Genomic DNA, 16992 nt, shown 5'->3' with positions numbered 1-16992 from the left:
CTACTACGGCGCGGCCCCCATGCCCCAGCAGCCTGCGCAACCCGCGCAGCCGCAAGCGCCCTACGCTCCGCAAGCCCCCGAGCCCTACGACGCCCAGTCGCGCCGCCCGCGCGGTCCCTGGTCGACGTTCCCGTACCCCGTGCTTTGCGTGCTCGTGTTCCTCGGGGGCGGCTTCCTCTTCGGGTGGTGGCATCCCGGCTGGTTCGTCTTCCTGACCATCCCGCTGTACTATTGGATCGCCCACATCATCGAAAACGACCCGAACTATCGGGCGAACCGACGCTAGCGGAAGGGCCGCATCATGACGAAACTCACGACGGCGTCGTACGTCAAAATCACGCTTATCATCGCGCTCGGCTTGCTCATCCTGGGATCCATCGGATTCGGCGGATGCTCGGCCATGCGCTTCAAAATGATGGGAGGAACGGAAATGGGATCGGCGAACGTGGACGCGGCCAGCGTCAAGAACCTCAGCGTCAAGTGGGCCTCCGGCGCGGTGAACATCGACGTCGTGGATGAGGGCGATGCCATCGAGCTTGTCGAGACGGCGCCGCGCGGCATGACGAAGGCGCAGCAGATGCGCTGGTCCGTGAACGGCGACACGCTGTCCATCGACTACGGCACCTGGTTCTCGTGCTTCGCGCTGGGCCGCAAGGACCTGCAGGTGCGCATCCCGAAAAGCTGCGCCCAGAACCTGGGCGCCGTCGAGATCGACGGCGCGTCGGGCGACTACGACGTGAACGGCCTGGGCTGCGAAACGCTCAAGCTCAAGCTGGCCTCGGGCGACGTGGACGGGCAGAACCTGCAAGCCGACGAGCTGCGCGTCGACGTGGCCAGCGGGCAGCTCGACGTCGAGGGCCGCTTCGCCGACCGCGTGGACGTGCGCACCGCGTCGGGCCAGACGCGCATCGTGTGCCGGGAGGCGTGTCCGAAAGCAATCGACGCGGATATTGCCAGCGGCTCGGTGAGCGTGGCCGTTCCCGAGAGCAGCGGCTTCACCGCTCGCATCGAGAAAGCGTCTGGTCGGTTCAGCAGCTCCTTCTCGCTTTCGCAGAACGGCAACGTGTACACGAGCGGCGACGGAAGCGCCAGCGTCAACGCGCGCCTGGCCAGCGGCGAGTTCCGCATCGACGCCGACGACTAGGAAGCTCCTCCCTCGCCATCCTGAGCGAGCGAAGACCCCCAGGCTATCATCCTGAGCGAGCGAAGCGAGTCGAAGGATCCCGTGCGGCGATAGCCGTGAGACTTCCAGCTGACGCTGCGCGGGATCCTTCGACTCCGCACTTTCGGCGCTGCGCTCAGGACGACGACGGCATGCTTCGACTTGGTGTGTCGAAGCATGCCAAACCCTCGCCCCTTTGTCGTCCGTTTTGTGCGAGCGGTGCTATAATACCAATGAATTGCTGCATTGCGACAATGGGGAGTTGCGGGCGAGGACGAGGGGCGGGGCGGCGCGTGTTCAACGTGCTCACGACAAGCTATCTTTTCCTGGGAGGAACGGGAGCGGGCGCCCTCGCCGTCCTGTGCGTGCTCGAGTGCGCCCGCGTGCTGCGGTGGCGCGCGCTGGCCATGCCGGAGGAGTTCTTCGCGCGGGCGTGGCCTGTGTGCGCGGTGACGCTGGCGACGGGCATGCTGTGCCTGCTGGCCGACTTGGGGCGCCCTGACCGCTTGCTCGGCCTGCTCTCCTCGCCGACGCCGTCGGCTATGGCGGCGGGATCGTTCGCGCTGGTCGCGGCATTGGCCTGCGCGGCGGCGTTCTCGCTGGGCGCGCTGCTGGACACCGTGCGCCTGCCGCGTGCGGCGGTGCTGGCGCTTGCGGCGGCGGGCGCGCTGTCGGCGGCGGTGACCGCGACGTACACCGGCGTGCTGCTGCAAAGCCTCGCGTCGGTGCTGCTGTGGCGCACGCCGCTCGTGCCGGTGCTGTTCGTGCTGTCGTCGGCGTCGTGCGGCATCGCGACGGCGTTCCTGGCCGCCTCGTTCGTGGAGACGCGGCACCCGTACCGCGGGCCGCTCGTGTGGCTCGCGCGGATTGACGGCGGTATCGTGGTCGTCGAGGCTGGCTGCCTGTCTGCGTTCGTGCTGCTCGCGTTCGCGGGCGAGGAGACGGCCGCGGCTGCTCGGGCGCTCGCGTTCGGCGAGCTGGCGCCCGTGTTCTGGGGCGTGCTCGCGGTGTGCGGGCTGGCCGTGCCGCTGGTGCTGGAGCGCTTCCTCACGCATGGGAACAGCCGCACGCAGCTTCTGTGGATAGCGGCGCTGCTGCTAGCGGGAGGGTTCGCGCTGCGCTGGTGCATCGTCGGCGCTGGCGCATACGATGTGACGCAGATGCCGGAAGCGCTGTACGGGCTTTCGACGTTCGGGCTTACGGGATAAGGAGCGAGTGCGATGGCGAGACGACGGGCAGGCGAGCGGTTCGTGAAGGACGCCCCCTACGACGTGCGCGACAAGGATGCCGAGATCAGGGCGGCCACGTCCTACGTGCCGCGCAAATCGTCGCGCAACGGCGCGGTCATCTTCAACATCGCGACGTTCATCGCCACCTGCGCCGCGGTGCTGGGCATCGCGTTCGCGGCGACGGGAGGCGTGGGAATCGAGGCGATCGTTGCCATGCTGCTGGCGGCGCTGCTGGTGCTGTCGTCCACGCACATCGCGTTGAGCTGGGAGAAAGTGGTGGTGCTGCGGTTCGGCAAGCTGAACCGCGTCGTGGGGCCGGGTTTGTACTTCACCATCCCCGTCATCGAGCATGGCACCATCCGCGTGGACCAGCGCACCATCGCCACGCCCTTCTATGCCGAGAAGACGCTCACGGCCGACCTCGTGCCCGTCACGGTGGACGCCGTGCTGTTCTGGGTGGTGTGGGACGCCGAGAAGGCGTGCACCGAGGTGGAGGACTACTACGCGGCCGTGTCGTTCCTCGCCCAGACGGCGCTGCGCGAGGCGGTGGGCCGCTCCACGGTGGCCGAGGTGGCGCTGCGCCGCGACCAGCTGGACGCCGAGATCAAGGACGACATCGAGAAGGAGGCCGCCGGCTGGGGCGTGGACATTATCTCGGTGAAGGTGCGCGACATCGTGATCCCCGACGAGCTGCAGGAGGTCATGAGCTTGGAAGCGCAGGCCGACCGCGAGAAGAACGCGCGCATGACCGTGGTCGGCGTGGAAGCCGAGCTGGCCGAGATGCTGGCCGAGGCCGCGCGCGTCTACGGCGACCCGGAGGCGGCGCTCAAGCTGCGCACTATGCTCATGCAGTACGACACGGTGAAGAAATCCAAGGGCACCGTGGTCACCGTGCCCACCGCGATGAGCGACGGCTTCACGGATAGTGCTATGATGAACGGCGACCGAACTACTGAGAGATAGGCTTCCATGAACCCGCTCGCCTCATTCGAACTCGACTACAACAGCGGCCTGCCGGTGTGGATCCAGGTGAAGAACCGCATCGCGTACCTCATCGGCTCAGGCGAGTACAAAGCGGGCGACCAGCTTCCCACGGTGCGCTCGCTGGCCGTCGACCTCGATATCAGCTACAACACCGTGAACCGCGCCTACATGGATTTGGAGCGAGAGGGGTACATCTCCACGCGCAAGGGGAGGGGCACGTTCGTGGCCGAGCGCCACGCCGTGGGCGCCGCCCTCGCCGCCGACAACCCCGTCGAGCTGTTGGCGGACGACCTGATCCGCACCTGCGCCAACGCCGGCATGGCCGATGACGACATCCTGGCCCTGGTCCAAGCCCGGCTGGCCCAGAAAAGCCTGACGCGGGCGTAGGCGACCCGCGCTGGGCGGGCGCTGTACCCTCTTGGGCGCGAGCCTTTGCTTGTGGACGAAGAAACTTGTGTCGCGGCGATTCGCGATGCTCGCGATATGCGACCGGTGCGGTGTTCGGCGCGCGCATCGGCGCGTCTCTGTCGCGCCAAGAGAGAGGGGGGTGAGGGCGTCCGCGAAGCACCCTGTACGACGTCAGCCGATTCGTCCCGCCGTCCCTCTCTGCATTGTCGATCCGCAAAGTGTCACAATGCCGGTTTCGTCCAGGTACAGATGTTTCACGTGAAACATCTGTACCGTATCGCTTGATGAACCGATAAATATCCTACCGTTTCCAGCATCATTTATCCTCGAAGTAGGCATGTTTATTAGATTGATTGTCGCAATGCATTGTGATAATGTGACAGTCACAAGGATTTGGCCAATTCTTATCAGGAGCAACAGGGGGATATCCGATAAGAGTGCGCTTGGGGACGAGGGGTTCGAAGGCGTTGCGCGAAAGACGTCTGCTCGTCGAGCCGTTTTCCCGACACCATCCGCAAAGGGGATATCCTGACACGATCTTTGAGGAGGAAAGATGTCAGGAGCAACCAGCTCGCACAGCGGGCTCACGCGCAGAAGCTTCCTGAAAGCAACCGGCGCCGTCGCAGGCGCGGCTGCCGTGATGGGCGTCGCGACGCCGACGCTGCAGGCGTTGGCGGCCGATTACGAATCAGGTCAAAAAGAGAGCGAGCAGGAACGGATCTTCCGCGGAGTATGCCGTCCCAACTGTTTCGCGTTCTGCCACTTGAACGTGCATGTGAGAGACGGAAAAGTGGTCAAAACCTCGCGTGCTCCGTACAACGAGAAATGCTACGATCGCATTTGCCAGCGAGGACTTTCGCATGTGCATAGAATCTACGATCCGGCGCGCTTGCAGTATCCAATGCGACGCGTGGAGGGAACCGAACGCGGTGCAGGCGAGTGGGAACGTGTGAGTTGGGACGAAGCACTTGACGAGATCGCCGGGAAGATCAAGTCTATCCAGACCGAATTTGGCGAGAGCGCCGTGGCGTTCCTTACCGCTTCAGGCAATCAGTCGTGCGCGATCACGAGCGCGTACGGCCGACTTTCCTCTCTTATGAATGCTAGCAGCATCGGCGCTTGCCTCGATATGGGCAGTTATTACGGCATGCAGGCGGTTGCCGGCTTGTACATCAGCCCTTTGATGGGTCTGCAGATGTGGGAAGGCAATGAGCCGACCGATGCCAAGAACGCGAAGACCATAGTGGTGTGGGGCGCCAATATTACCGACGCGCAGGTTCAGAACTGGCACCTGGTCAAGGAGGCCATGCAGGGCGGCACCAAGCTGGTGGTTATCGATCCGGTGTACACGCAGATCGCCTCAAAAGCCGACAGGTGGATTCCCATTCGCCCCGGTAGCGACACGCTGCTGAAGTACGCTCTCATGAACGTGGTTTTGGAAAAGGACGCGCAGGATGTGGCGTATTTGCAACAGCATACCGTCGCACCGTTCTTGGTGCGCAGCGATACGGGCATGTTCGTGCGCAGAAGCGACACCGGCATCGCCCCGGTTCCCACCGGCGTGATGAATCCTACCACGGGCAAGGAGGTCATGGACGATCCGTACATGGTTCTCTCGAACGGCGAACTCGTTTCTGTCGACGAAACGTCTGCGCCCGACATCGAAGGATCGTACGAGCTCGACGGTGTGAAGTGTCGCACGGCGTATGCGCTGCTGAAAGAGGAGATCCTCGATCATTCGCCCGAGAAGGTTTCGGAGCTTACCGAAGTATCGGTCGATGACATTTACGAGCTGGCCGAAATCTGCATGGACACCCCGGTGTACCACTATGAAGGCTATGGTCCCCAGGCGTACAACAACGGCGGCCATACCACGATGGCGGGTCTTACCCTTTGCGCCCTGTTGGGCAATTTGGGCAAGCCGGGAGCTTCTTACGGTGCGTTCTGGGGCGTCCATATGGGGGTCAATCCCGCGTATGCTGCCCCCAACGGTCCCAGCACGGGTTTTGCCATTCCCAGCGTCGACCTGAAGAACGTGGTGGAAACCGGCAAGTTCGGCGGCAAGCCCGCGCAGATCAAAATGCTGTGGATGTATTCGGCCAATCCGCTGAACACCCACACCGACACGCATGCGTGGACCGATGTCATTATTCCGGCTATGGAATACGTCGTGGTGGCGGATTCGGTCATGACCGATTCCGCACGCTACGCCGACATGGTGCTTCCCATCGCCCAGTGGTTCGAACTGGAGGAGGTTGCGAATGCGGGTCAGTGCTCCTCGCTGCACTACAGCGAGAAGGCTATCGATCCGCTTTACGAGAGCAAGCCCGATCCGCAAATCGTGACGGAGCTTGCGCAGAAGCTGGGGCTCGGCGATTATTTCAAGCTTGACAACGGTGGAATCCTCGAAGAAATGTACGACACCGATATGGGCAAGGCCCTGGGTATGGACATGGGCAACCTGCGTGAAAAAAAAGCAGATACGCTTCATTCCCGGAGATGCGGAGACGGATCCCCATATCGCGTATGCGGATGGGAAATTCGGCACGGCATCGGGTCGCTTCGAGTTCTATCGCGAGATGCCGATGCCTCGCGCGGCCACTACCAAGACGCCTACTCCTGAAGAGATCGATCGCGAGCGCATGGCTCGCTGGTTCCCGCCGCTCGAGGCGTGGCCGGAAAACGAGTTGTACAAAAAGTACCCGCTTGTTCTCATGAGCGAGCGTCCCCGATACCGCGTTCACTCCCAATGGTTCAGCACGCCGCTGTTGCGCGAGCTTGATCCCGAGCCGTACGTGAAGATCAATCCCGCCGATGCCGAGGCGCGCGGCATTTCTGACGGAGATTACGTCGAGTGCTACAACGATCGTGGCTTCGCTGTTGCCAAGGCGGTGTATTCGCAAGCTATTCGACCTGGCATGTTGGTGTATCCCAAGGGATGGCAGCTGTCGCAGCATAAGGCGGGCGGTTGGTCGGAGCTGAGCTCCACGGAGTTCGATGTGTTCGCGGTGAACAACAACTTCATGGACGTGCTTTGCGAGATTCGCGTGTGGAATGAAGGGGGTGCTCGATAATGGCCGAGCGGCTGGGTATGGTCATAGATATGAAAGGGTGCGTTGCCTGCGCTTCGTGTGCGGTGGCGTGCAAAGTGGAGAACAACTTGCCTGACGGTGTTTGGTGGAACCGCATCTTGACGGATGGCGGGGACAATCCCGACACTCCGGCGGGAGCATACCCGAATTTGACGATGGAGAATATCGCTGTTGCGTGCCAGCATTGCGAGAATCCTGCGTGCGTGAAGGTGTGCCCTGTTGGAGCAACGTACAAAGATCCTGAAACCGGTGCGGTTCGTCAGGACTACGATAAGTGCATCGGTTGCCGCATGTGCATGTCGGCGTGTCCGTACACGGGCGTTCGCTCGTTCAACTGGGAAGAGCCGAAGCATGCGATCGGCCATGCTATGGGCGATGCCGACGTGGCGACGCATCAGAAGCACGTGGTGGAGAAGTGCACGATGTGCTGGCATCGGCTGGCGAAGGGTTTGCAGCCGGCTTGCGTGGAGGTATGTCCCGGACGGGTGCGCTTCTTCGGCGATTTCAACGATCCCGAATCCGAGGTGTCGCGCCTTCTTCGCGAACGCGCCCATAAGCAGCTTCTGCCCGAGCGCGGCACGAACCCCTCCGTCTACTACCTCGTTTAAGCAGAAAGGGAGAATGAAATGTCTGAGAACACTCAGGCGGCGCCTGCCGCCAAGGCTCCTGCTGCCAGATTCGGGGGCAAGGGGCTCAACATCGGCATCGTCGTGGCGGCGGTCGTCACCGTCGCGGGGCTGGCCCTCTGGGGCATGCAGCTCTCCGGCGGCCTCGTCCAAACGGGTATGCGCAACTTCGACTCGTGGGGCCTCTACATCACTATGTTCATGTTCCTCGTGGGTCTGTCGGCCGGCGGCCTGATCATCAGCTCGGTGCCGCGCGCCTTCGGCATGAAGGGCTTCGGCGGCATCTCGAAGATCGCCGTGTGGACGTCCATCTGCTGCACGGTGCTGGCCGTGGGCTTCGTGGTGATCGACCTCGGCCAGCCGCTTCGCCTGTGGGAGCTGTTCGCGTACTCGAACCTGGGCAGCCCGCTCATGTGGGACATCGCGGTCATCTCGATCTACCTCATCCTGTCCGTCGTGTACCTGTGGGCGACGCTGCGCGCCGAGGCGGGCAAGGTGTCGGAGAAAGCCCTGCGCGTGATCTCGGTCGTCGCGCTGGTCACCGCCGTGCTCGTGCATTCGGTGACGGCTTGGATCTTCGGGCTGCAGCAGGCCCACGAGTTCTGGCACACCGCCCTGCTCGCGCCCTGGTTCGTGTCCTCGGCGCTGGTGTGCGGCGTGGCGCTGGTGCTCGTGGTGGTCATCGCGCTGCGCAAGGCCGGGTACCTCGAGCTCGATCAGGCCAACGTCGTCAAGCTCGTCAAGATGCTGGGCGCGTTCGTCGTCGTCGACCTGTACTTCTTCGGCTGTGACCTGCTGACCGCCGGCTTCCCGGGCGGCTCGGGCTCCGAGATCGTCGCCATGCTCGCAACCGGCCCGCTCGCCCCGTTCTTCTGGGTCGAGGTCGTCGGCTGCGCGCTGTGCGCCGCGGTGTGCTTCACGCCGAAGCTGCGCACGGACCCGCTCGTCGTGGTCGCCAGCCTGCTGGCCATCGTCGGCATCTTCTGCAAGCGAGCGCAGCTGCTGGTGGGCGGGTTCCAGATCCCGAACCTCGACTACGCCGGTCCCATGACGCAGTACACGGTGACCGATTGGGCTACCGGCATGACGGGCGCCTACCAGGGCATGGTGTACTGGCCGACGCCGATCGAGTTCGGCATCGTGCTGGGCGTGGTCGGCCTGGGTGCCTTGCTCCTGCTGCTGGGCCTCAAGTACCTGCCGCTCAAGCCGGTTGATCAGGACCGCTGATAGGGACGCTTCGGAAGGAGCGCGGCTTCGCGCGCTCCTTCCTTGTCTGACGAGGTGAAGCCATGTTCAAGAAACTGCTCGTGACGCTTGTCGCCTTCCTGCTCGCGGGCGCGTGCGTGCTCGCGGCGGGTGCCGCGGCCGAGCCTGCGACGGGGGTGCGGCCGATCGAGGCCGATTCCCCCTGCCCGGCCGTCGGGTGCGCGTCGGGGTCGTGCCACGGCTTCGACGACGTGCCCGAGCCCGACGGCGTCCACGAGATGACGTGCCCGGAGGCGTCGTGCGCCTCGACCGAGTGTCATGCGTGGGACACGCTGGCCACGCGCTATTACCAGGCGTCCGACGCGAGCCTGAACCTGTGGGTGCTTGCGCCCGTGGCCTTGGTCGTGGGCCTTGTGCTGATCGTGCGGAAGGTGGGGTGATGCCGTATGGATAGGAAGCTTCTCGCCGTCGATGCGGCGTGCTTGCTGGTTTACCTGGTCGCGGCGAGCCCGGCTCTCACGGGCATCGGCATCCACGAATGGCTGGGTCTCGGCGTGCTGGTCGTGTTCTTCGCGCATGCCGCGATGCATGTCGACTGGGCCGTCGAGGCAGTTAGGTCTGCGTTCGCGCGGCCTTCGTGGGCGCGGACGGGGAACCTTGCGCTCGACCTTCTCATCGTCGCCGCGTTCATGACGGTGACGGTGTCGGGGATCATGGTGTCGGGCGCAGTGCTGCCGGCGCTGGGGCTGTACGCGGACGGCTACTACTTCTGGGATCCGCTGCACGCGATCGCGGCGAAGGCGCTGCTCGCGCTGCTGCTCGTGCACGTCGTGGCGCATTGGCGCTGGCTGGTCGGTTTCTTCAAGAACGGGAAAGGGGAACGTCATGGGAAATGAAGTTGCGGACGCGAGCGTCTGGCAGGCCCGCGCCGCCGCCTGGGAGCTCGCGGCGCTGAGCCTGCGCTACCCGGGCGCGGAGCTGGCCGGAGTCGCGGCGGGCGGCGAGTGGGACGAGGCGGCGGGCGAGATCCTGGCCGCGCTGGGCCTGCCCGCGGAGGTCCCCGCGGCGGCGGGCGATCCCGCAGGCCCTCCCGCCGCCCGCGCGGCCGACACCGCGGGTCCTGCTGGTGCCGACGCGCTCCTGCGCGCCCTGCGACCCGAGGCCACGCGCCTGTTCGTCGGGGCGCCCGAGCCAGCCTGCTCGCCCTACGAGGGCGTGTGGGCCGCAGAGTCCGACGGGGTGCAGCCGCTTTTGTTCGTGAACCCCCGCTCCATGGAGGTCGAGCGCTTCATGCGCTCCTGCGGCTTCGGCCGCCCCGAGGGCACCAACGAGCCCCTCGACCACGTCGCCACGGAATGCGAGCTCCTCGAGCGCCTGGCCCTGCGCGCGGCCGGCGCCCCGGCTTCCGAGGGCGCCCCGGACGGCGCCGGCCTCCCCGGAGGGAGCCCGGCCGCCGCCTACGAGGCCTTCCTCTCCGGGTACGCCCAAGCCTGGATGCCCGCGTTCGCCGAGCGCTTGGCCGCCGAGGCGCGCCATCCCTTCTATCGCGCGGCGGCGGCCTACTTGGGGGCGCTCGTCGGGTAGGACGTTGCCAAACCGGCCGATTCCAGCCATCTTTCCGCGATCCTCTGACCAGGTAAAACAATGTATATTACCTGGTCAGAGGCGTGGCAAAAAACGACCGTATTGGTAACGCGGCTGTTCGGCCGCTTCGTCTCGCGTTCGGTCGAGGCGGCGAAATCCGGCAGAGATTCACGGTTCAGGCGCAGATCGGGGTGCTTCGTGGCTTCGAAGAAGCCTGATAACGCGGAAATCCCTGGTCAAGCATCTCGATATCGGCCTATGTCGTGCCCAGTCCGTGATTTTCTGCCACATTCTGCCGACGCAATCGCACGTGCGTTGAAAGCGCGAAGTATTTGGCGCGTTTTGGTTGTCCGTTGTGTGGCCGCCGCTCGCGGCTTACGCGTTCCAGATGACGCACGCCGGTTGTGGCACGTCCACGCACGCGACCGCTCGCAGCATCCCGTCGGCATCGCGTTCGAACAGGCGCACGTCGTCGCTCGCGAGGTTGGCGACGGCCAGAAAGCGCCCGTCGGGCGACGGCGAAAAGTGCCGCGGCCCCTTCCCTCCGGACGCAACGTCGCAGCGCCCCGCAACCCGTCCTTGGCCATCCACCGGGAAGACGACCAACTGGTCGCTTCCGCGCACCGACGCGTACAGTTGCCGCCCGTCGGGCGAGAACGCGATATGCGCCGCCAGCGCGTCGCCGCTCGGCGCCTGCGGCAGACTCAGCTGCTCGACGATCCGCCAATGCAGCCCGCCTTCGTCGATTCGGAACACCAGCACGTCGCACGCCAGCTCGTTCACCAGCGCGGCCATCGGCAGACGCGGGTGGTACGCCACCATGCGCGGCCCCGACCCTGCCGGCACGCGCACGGTTTCCGCAGCCGTCGGCGCGAGCATTCCGCACGCGTCAACCTGGTAGATCACAAGCGCGTCGAGCCCCAGGTCCACGGCGACCAGCAGCCGCGTTCCCGGCACGAAGCTCAGCGAGTGCACATGGGGCCCCTCCTGCCGATCGTCCCGCAGACCGCGCCCTTCGTGGCGCCGCGACGGCACGCCCGCCGCCAGACGCCCGTCGTCCAGCAGCGCGCAGCAGGCGACGGATCCGCTCAAGTAGTTCGCCCCGAAGAGGTTGCGTCCGTTCGGATCGGGCAGCACGAAGCACGTGCCCGCATCGTAGGGCGCCGTGCACGCTCCGCGGCAGGTCAGCGAGCCGTCCGGCTCGATGGCGTAGGCGGCCATCCGCCCGCAGGAGTCCAGCTCGTGAGCGGCGAACAGCAGCGATCCGCGCTGCGCCAGATAGGTTGGGTTCGCCCCGCAGCCGTCCGCGCGCACGACGTGCGCCTCGCCGCCGCCTTCGCCGAACGCGATCGTGCGGATCCCGCCGCGATCGGCGCCGTCGGTGTAGCTGCCGACGAACAGCCGCCGCAGGGCAGGAGCAACATCGGCGCTCATGAGCGCTCCTCCGCCAGTTCCTCGGGGTTCAGAATTCCGAAGCGGCGGTACAGCGGCAGCGTGGCGAACCGATTCCACGCCGTGATCAACGGTCCGGTGAAGAACGCGGCGATCACGGTGAACACGCCGATAGGCCCGCCCGCCAGCACCGCCAGGACGGTCACGGAGATGTCCTGCGTCATGCGGCACGCCGTGTACGAGAAGGGCAGGCGCTCGGCGGCGATGGGCGCGATGGCGTCGATGGGCGCCACGCCCATGCGCGTCTTCAGGTACAGCGACACGCCCAGCGTGAACAGCAGCGTGCCGACGACCAAATGAACGCCGGCGCTGACCAGGCCTTCGAACTTCGGCAGAAAGCCGAGCAGCCACGTGAACAGCTCGATGAGGTAGCCGACGCCCACCATGTTGATGAGCGTGCCCAGGCCTATCTGGTACTTGTCCAGCGCGAACACCGCCGCCAAGATCGCCAGGTTCACCAGCAGCTGGAACGTGCCGAAGTCCATGCCCACGCGCGCGCTGAACCCCAGGTTCATGGCGGTGAACGGGTCGACGCCCACGTTTCCCACGCGGCACACCGTGGTGCCCAGCGCGATGCACACGACGCCGAGGCATGAGAGCAGCAGCTTGCCTTTGAGGTTGTAGGTGTGGCGCAGGTCCATCCATTTCGCCATGAGCCGTCGCCTTTCTTGCGGGGATGATCCGTCGATTCGCCAAGTATGGCCGGGGAGGGCCGCAATCCCACCTCGCGGCCGCTCTTTGTGCGGAACCTGTCAGGGCTTCGCCATGCGCCCGGCACGCAGCGGGGAAGGGCGGCCGCCGACTGGCGCGACCCACCCCGCGTATGACACGTTGTCATATCAAACGCTTCCGTTTTGTGCGATACTGACCCCAGCGCAAAAGCGCTCGGGCGCGCGGAAGGCGAAGGAGGGGGACGATGTTCAGCGTTTTGGCGGTGGGCTATCTGTTCCTCGGCGGCGCGGGCGCAGGCGCCATCGCGGTTGCGTCGATCCTCGACCTCGCGTGGGTGAGGGCTCCATTCGGGCATGCGTCGCGCATCGGCATCGGGGAGGCGATGCCGCTTGAGCGCACGGTGGCCGTCGGCATGCTCGCCGGGTTCGCGGCGCTCGCGCTCGGCATGCTGTTCTTGCTGTTCGACCTCGGGCGCATCGATCGCGTCGCCTCGCTCTTGCTGCGGCCCTCGCTCTCGTTTCTCACGGTGGGCACCTACGCGCTCGCGGGGCTGGCGGCATGCGCGGCGCTGCTGGTGGCCGTGCGGTTCGCCTATCTGCCCAGCGTGCCGCGCGGAGCGGTCCGAGCCGTCGAGGCCGCGGCTGCGGTCGTGGCCGTTGTGGTCATGCTGTACACCGGCCTGCTGCTGCAGAACACGGGCGCGGTGGCCTTGTGGAGCTCTCCGCTCGTGCCCGTGCTGTTCCTGCTGTCGTCGCTTTCCTGCGGGATCGCGACGCTTCTGCTGGCGGCGTACTTCGCGCCGGCGGACGCGGGCATCGCATGGCTTTTCCGCACGCTCGCGCGCGCCGACGCCGTGATTGTCGTGCTGGAAGCCGTGGCCGCGGCGCTGTTCGTCGCGTTCGCGCTCGCCGACGATCATCCGGGGGCGGCCGCGTCCGCGCAGCGTCTTGCGGAGGGCGACTTGGCTTTGTGGTGGTGGGTGGGCTTCGCGCTGTGCGGGCTCGTCGTGCCGCTGGCGGTGGAAGGCGTGCTGTCAGCGCGCGGCTCCTTCTCCGAGGCGTGCCGAACGGGGCTGGCCGTGGCGGCCGTGCTCGTGCTGGTGGGCGGGTTCAGCATGCGCACCGCCCTGGCCGAGGCGGGATCGCATCGCGAGCTCGCGCTGGAAGGCGCGGCGGCGGAGCAAACGTCCGAAGGCGAGCCGACCGGGCTCGAACTTCGATTGGAATAGAAAGAACGGACACGTGGCCCTATTCGAGATAAACGAGAAGAGCAGCATCCCCATCTGGCTGCAGCTGAAGAACCGGTTCATCTACCTCATCACCTCGGGGTACTACAAGCCGGGCGATCAGCTGCCCACCGTGCGCGGCCTCGCCGCGGACGTCGAGGTGAACTACAACACGGTGAGCAAGGTGTACATGAGCCTCGAGCAGGACGGCTACATCCAGTCCAAACGCCGCCAGGGCGCGTTTGTCCTCGATGTGTCCGACAAGCCGGGCGTCAGCATCTCGTCCACGGCCGAGATCGTCACGAGCGAGTACCTCAAGCGCTGCTTCGAGCTGGGCATGTCGCTGGAGGACATCGAGCAGCAGTTCGCGCTCAGCTTGAACGAAGCGAAAACCAAGCGGGACGCAGGCTAAAGGCCGCGCCCGAACGCGAAGGGAGATCGAACGATGAAACGCGACAAGCGAGCAGGCGCGGAAGCGGGCGTCGGGCCGACGGGGTTCTCGACGGGCGCCATGCCCGCGTATTCCGACGGCCGCGGCGCCCCCGACGGCATCCGCTCGGTGACCAACCGCAGCCGCGCCTCGCGCAACGGAGCCGTCGTGTTCGCCGTGGTGGTGTTCGTGCTGGCGTTCGGCATCGTGCTGGCGGCGGCGCAGGCGGCGTTCGCGGAGATCGGCCTCGTCGCCCTCGTAAGTGCGGCCATCGTCGGGTGGCTGGCGTCCTCGTCGGTGCACATCGTGCTGGAGTGGGAGAAGGCGGTGGTGCTGCGCTTCGGCAAGTTCAACCGCGTGGCAGGCCCCGGCCTCGTGTTCACCTGGCCCATCATCGAGTTCTACACGCTGCGTATCGATCAGCGCGTGGCAACCACGTACTTCGGCGCCGAGGAGACGCTCACGAGCGACCTCGTACCCATCAACGTGGACGCCGTGCTGTTCTGGATGGTGTTCAGCGCCAAGAAGGCGTGCGTGGAGGTGGAGGACTACTCGGCCGCCGTGGCCTGGGTGGCCCAGACGGCCATGCGCAAGGCCATCGGGCGCGCCACCGTGGCCGAGGTGGCCATGCGACGCGATCAGCTGGACGCCGAGCTGAAGGACGCCATCGAGGAGAAGCTCAGCCCCTGGGGTATCGACATCATCGACGTGGAGGTGCGCGACATCGTCGTTCCGAAGGAGCTGCAGGAGGCCATGGCCATGGAGGCCGTGGCCGAGCGCAAGAAGAACGCCCGCATGGTGCTGGCCGAGGCCGAGAAGGACATCTCCGAGATGCTGAAGGACGCCTCCGAAGTGTACGCCGGCGATCAGGACGCCATGAAGTTGCGCACGATGCATCTGGCCTACGAAAGCGTCGAGCAGTCGGGCGGCACGCTGGTCATCCCCAGCGCCTTCAGCGAGGGTTTCGCGCCTGAAACCGGGGGTGCGGCGACCGCGGGAAGGCCCGCAGCGGGGGAGTAGCGCGGGCTTCGAGCGGCGTCTCCTAAGTGCGCAACGAAGCTCCTTGGTTGAAGGGCTTCAGGCCAGTGGCCTCTTCGGCAGCGGCCAACATGCGAGCCAAAGGTGCGAAACGCGCCGATTTTGGCTACTATATGAGCTAGGCTGCGGCCGAATGCCGCAGTCGGCTCTCATACTGTAACCTCCATGATAACCCTTTATACTCCCAGTTCAACCTCTATATCCTCAAAATAGTATAACTTCCTGTCATATCCTGTCATACATTGTTATTGATAATCATAGTGACGTATGGCAGACTATGACAAGAAGGAATCGGCCGATTCTGATATGAGGGGGAATATCGGAACCTGTATCGGAGCGCACGCGCACCCATGCAGCCGGAGGGGGATACCCGTACGCGGAACACTCACCTTCTTACGATGATCCCCAGGCATTCTGCAACATGAATGGAGGAGGAGACATGTCTGAAACGAAGAGCCCGCTCGGCGGACTCACGCGTAGAGGCTTCCTGAAGACGACGGGTGCCGTCACGGCCGTCGCGGCTGTCGCAGGCACGGGCGCTGCGCTGGCGCCGATGCCGGCGAATGCGGAGGGAAGTTCATCCGCCGATGGCGAGCAGACGTTCAGGAGCGCATGCCGCGGCAACTGCGGTAGCCGCTGCCCCTTGGAGGTGACGGTGCGCGAGGGCAAGGTGGTCAAAGCCCGTCCCATGGATATGCCCGGCGAGGATGCCGTCCGCAAGCGCTTCTGCGTGAAGGGGTTCAGCCAGCCGCAGCGTGTGTACGATACCGACCGGCTCAAGTACCCCATGAAGCGCGTCGGGGAGCGCGGAGCGGGCGAGTGGGAGCGCATCAGCTGGGACGAGGCTGTTAGCACCATCGCGGAGAAGATGGGCGCGGCCATAAAAGATTACGGTGGCACATCGGTTGCCGTTTGGTCCTCGTATGGTTCGTACGGCGTTCTGAACGGTGCGATGGCAGGCTACATGTCCGTTGCCTACGGTCGCTTCATCACGGCCGTCGGGGGCTCGGTACTGGGAGCCGGTGCCGATACGGCGCAGCAGCATGAGCAGTCGACGCTGCTGGGGATTTCGGGCAACGACTTCGTGGATGCCGCCAACGCCAAGACCATTATCTCTTGGGGCGGCAATCCGGCGGAAGCGTACGTGCATGCGTGGCAGTTCGTGTGCGATGCGCGCGAGAAGGGCGCAAAGCTCATCACCATCGACCCGCAGTTCACCGCGTCGGCCATGCACTCCGACGTCTACGTTCCCGTCCGGCCGGGCACTGACGGCGCGCTCATGCTGGCCATGGCTAATCATATTATCGAGAACGGCTTGATGGACGAAGAGTTCATGCGAAGCAGCACGGTGTCTCCGTTCTTGGTGAAGGAGGACGGCACGTACCTTCACATGAGCGATCTGGGCACGCCTGCCACCGAGGGTCCGGTGGATCCTCGCACGGGCAAGCCCACCGTGATCGATCCGGTTGCGGTGTGGGACGAGGCTGCCGGCGCACCTGCGACCGCCGATGCCGCGCAGAAGCCCGCCATCGAAGGATCGTTCGAGGTGCAGGGTTTCGCCGTGAAACCGGTCTACCAAGTTGTCAAGGAGAGCATCTCCGAATACACCGTCGAGAGGGCTGCGGACATTTGCGATCTCCCGAAGGAGCAGATCGAGGAACTGGCCCGCGTGTATGCCACCGAAGGCCCCGTGTACGTCATGACGTTCCAGGGACTCGGACACCATGCGAACTCCCATCACAACTTCAAGAACCTCGCGTTCCTTGCGGCTCTGACCGGCAACGCCGGTAAGCCGGGCGCTTCCATCTGCGGCAGCCCATCGACGGGCATGGTGGGCTACAACGTGAAAGCCTACATGTTGGGAACTCCCGGTGCCAGCTTCTG

Annotated in this window: 17 protein-coding genes and 2 pseudogenes; 17 read left to right on the top strand and 2 right to left on the bottom strand. The window is 65.1% G+C overall.

Annotated elements, in window-relative coordinates; translation table 11 throughout:
- From ACMO6A_RS01150 to ACMO6A_RS01090, 13 genes and pseudogenes are all read left to right on the top strand, one after another.
- Positions 1 to 286 (top strand): annotated as a pseudogene (locus ACMO6A_RS01150) (XRE family transcriptional regulator); the annotation flags it as partial.
- A 15-nt stretch (positions 287 to 301) separates the two neighbouring features.
- Entirely contained in the window at positions 302 to 1144 is an 843-nt protein-coding gene (locus tag ACMO6A_RS01145; RefSeq protein ID WP_009609167.1) for a DUF4097 family beta strand repeat-containing protein, read from the top strand.
- Between the two features lie 311 nt (positions 1145 to 1455).
- A complete protein-coding gene (nrfD, locus tag ACMO6A_RS01140; protein ID WP_009609169.1) occupies positions 1456 to 2370 on the top strand; it encodes an NrfD/PsrC family molybdoenzyme membrane anchor subunit in 915 nt (304 codons plus the stop codon).
- A gap of 12 nt (positions 2371 to 2382) precedes the next feature.
- Entirely contained in the window at positions 2383 to 3354 is a 972-nt protein-coding gene (locus ACMO6A_RS01135; protein ID WP_009609162.1) for a slipin family protein, read from the top strand.
- Between the two features lie 6 nt (positions 3355 to 3360).
- Entirely contained in the window at positions 3361 to 3762 is a 402-nt protein-coding gene (locus ACMO6A_RS01130) for a GntR family transcriptional regulator (protein WP_009305087.1), read from the top strand.
- Between the two features lie 574 nt (positions 3763 to 4336).
- Positions 4337 to 4405, top strand: a pseudogene (locus tag ACMO6A_RS01125) (twin-arginine translocation signal domain-containing protein); the annotation flags it as partial.
- An 18-nt stretch (positions 4406 to 4423) separates the two neighbouring features.
- Positions 4424 to 6406, top strand: a complete 1983-nt coding sequence (locus tag ACMO6A_RS01120; RefSeq protein WP_418470664.1) for a molybdopterin-dependent oxidoreductase — start codon at positions 4424 to 4426, stop codon at positions 6404 to 6406.
- Positions 6407 to 6425: 19 nt separating this feature from the next.
- The gene (locus tag ACMO6A_RS01115) at positions 6426 to 6857 is read left to right on the top strand and encodes a molybdopterin dinucleotide binding domain-containing protein (RefSeq protein ID WP_418470663.1); all 432 of its coding nucleotides are present in this window, start codon (positions 6426 to 6428) and stop codon (positions 6855 to 6857) included.
- A complete protein-coding gene (locus tag ACMO6A_RS01110) occupies positions 6857 to 7483 on the top strand; it encodes a 4Fe-4S dicluster domain-containing protein (RefSeq protein ID WP_009305085.1) in 627 nt (208 codons plus the stop codon). The genes ACMO6A_RS01115 and ACMO6A_RS01110 overlap by 1 nt, the downstream gene beginning before the upstream one ends.
- An 18-nt stretch (positions 7484 to 7501) precedes the next feature.
- Positions 7502 to 8728, top strand: coding sequence for an NrfD/PsrC family molybdoenzyme membrane anchor subunit (gene nrfD, locus ACMO6A_RS01105; RefSeq protein ID WP_009305084.1), 1227 nt, complete (start codon positions 7502 to 7504; stop codon positions 8726 to 8728).
- A 62-nt stretch (positions 8729 to 8790) separates the two neighbouring features.
- On the top strand, positions 8791 to 9147 hold the full coding sequence (locus tag ACMO6A_RS01100; RefSeq protein WP_009305083.1) for a hypothetical protein: 357 nt from the start codon (positions 8791 to 8793) through the stop codon (positions 9145 to 9147).
- 6 nt (positions 9148 to 9153) lie between these two features.
- Positions 9154 to 9603, top strand: a complete 450-nt coding sequence (locus ACMO6A_RS01095) for a DUF4405 domain-containing protein (protein WP_009305082.1) — start codon at positions 9154 to 9156, stop codon at positions 9601 to 9603.
- On the top strand, positions 9593 to 10291 hold the full coding sequence (locus ACMO6A_RS01090) for a TorD/DmsD family molecular chaperone (RefSeq protein ID WP_418470662.1): 699 nt from the start codon (positions 9593 to 9595) through the stop codon (positions 10289 to 10291). The genes ACMO6A_RS01095 and ACMO6A_RS01090 overlap by 11 nt, the downstream gene beginning before the upstream one ends.
- A gap of 375 nt (positions 10292 to 10666) precedes the next feature.
- Here ACMO6A_RS01090 and ACMO6A_RS01085 read toward each other — a convergent pair whose 3' ends face one another.
- The gene (locus tag ACMO6A_RS01085) at positions 10667 to 11725 is read right to left on the bottom strand and encodes a lactonase family protein (RefSeq protein WP_009608999.1); all 1059 of its coding nucleotides are present in this window, start codon (positions 11723 to 11725) and stop codon (positions 10667 to 10669) included.
- On the bottom strand, positions 11722 to 12396 hold the full coding sequence (locus tag ACMO6A_RS01080) for a YczE/YyaS/YitT family protein (RefSeq protein ID WP_009305079.1): 675 nt from the start codon (positions 12394 to 12396) through the stop codon (positions 11722 to 11724). The genes ACMO6A_RS01085 and ACMO6A_RS01080 overlap by 4 nt, the downstream gene beginning before the upstream one ends.
- Positions 12397 to 12659: 263 nt before the next feature.
- Here ACMO6A_RS01080 and nrfD (ACMO6A_RS01075) point away from each other — a divergent pair, with 263 nt between their 5' ends.
- The 4 genes from nrfD (ACMO6A_RS01075) to ACMO6A_RS01060 all read left to right on the top strand — a co-directional run.
- Complete coding sequence (gene nrfD / locus ACMO6A_RS01075; protein WP_009609004.1) at positions 12660 to 13643, top strand: NrfD/PsrC family molybdoenzyme membrane anchor subunit; 984 nt, start codon at positions 12660 to 12662, stop codon at positions 13641 to 13643.
- 13 nt (positions 13644 to 13656) lie between these two features.
- Positions 13657 to 14052, top strand: coding sequence for a GntR family transcriptional regulator (locus ACMO6A_RS01070; RefSeq protein WP_009608997.1), 396 nt, complete (start codon positions 13657 to 13659; stop codon positions 14050 to 14052).
- A 33-nt stretch (positions 14053 to 14085) separates the two neighbouring features.
- Positions 14086 to 15090, top strand: a complete 1005-nt coding sequence (locus ACMO6A_RS01065) for a slipin family protein (protein WP_009608996.1) — start codon at positions 14086 to 14088, stop codon at positions 15088 to 15090.
- A 457-nt stretch (positions 15091 to 15547) separates the two neighbouring features.
- Positions 15548 to 16992, top strand: a 1445-nt coding sequence (locus ACMO6A_RS01060) for a molybdopterin-dependent oxidoreductase (protein WP_418470661.1), incomplete at its 3' end; no start/stop codon positions are given.

This window comes from Eggerthella sp. (assembly GCF_048329335.1).
GTDB lineage: Bacteria > Actinomycetota > Coriobacteriia > Coriobacteriales > Eggerthellaceae > Eggerthella > Eggerthella lenta.
Note: the sequence above shows the minus strand (reverse complement) of the source record. Positions and strands in the feature narration are given on the sequence as shown.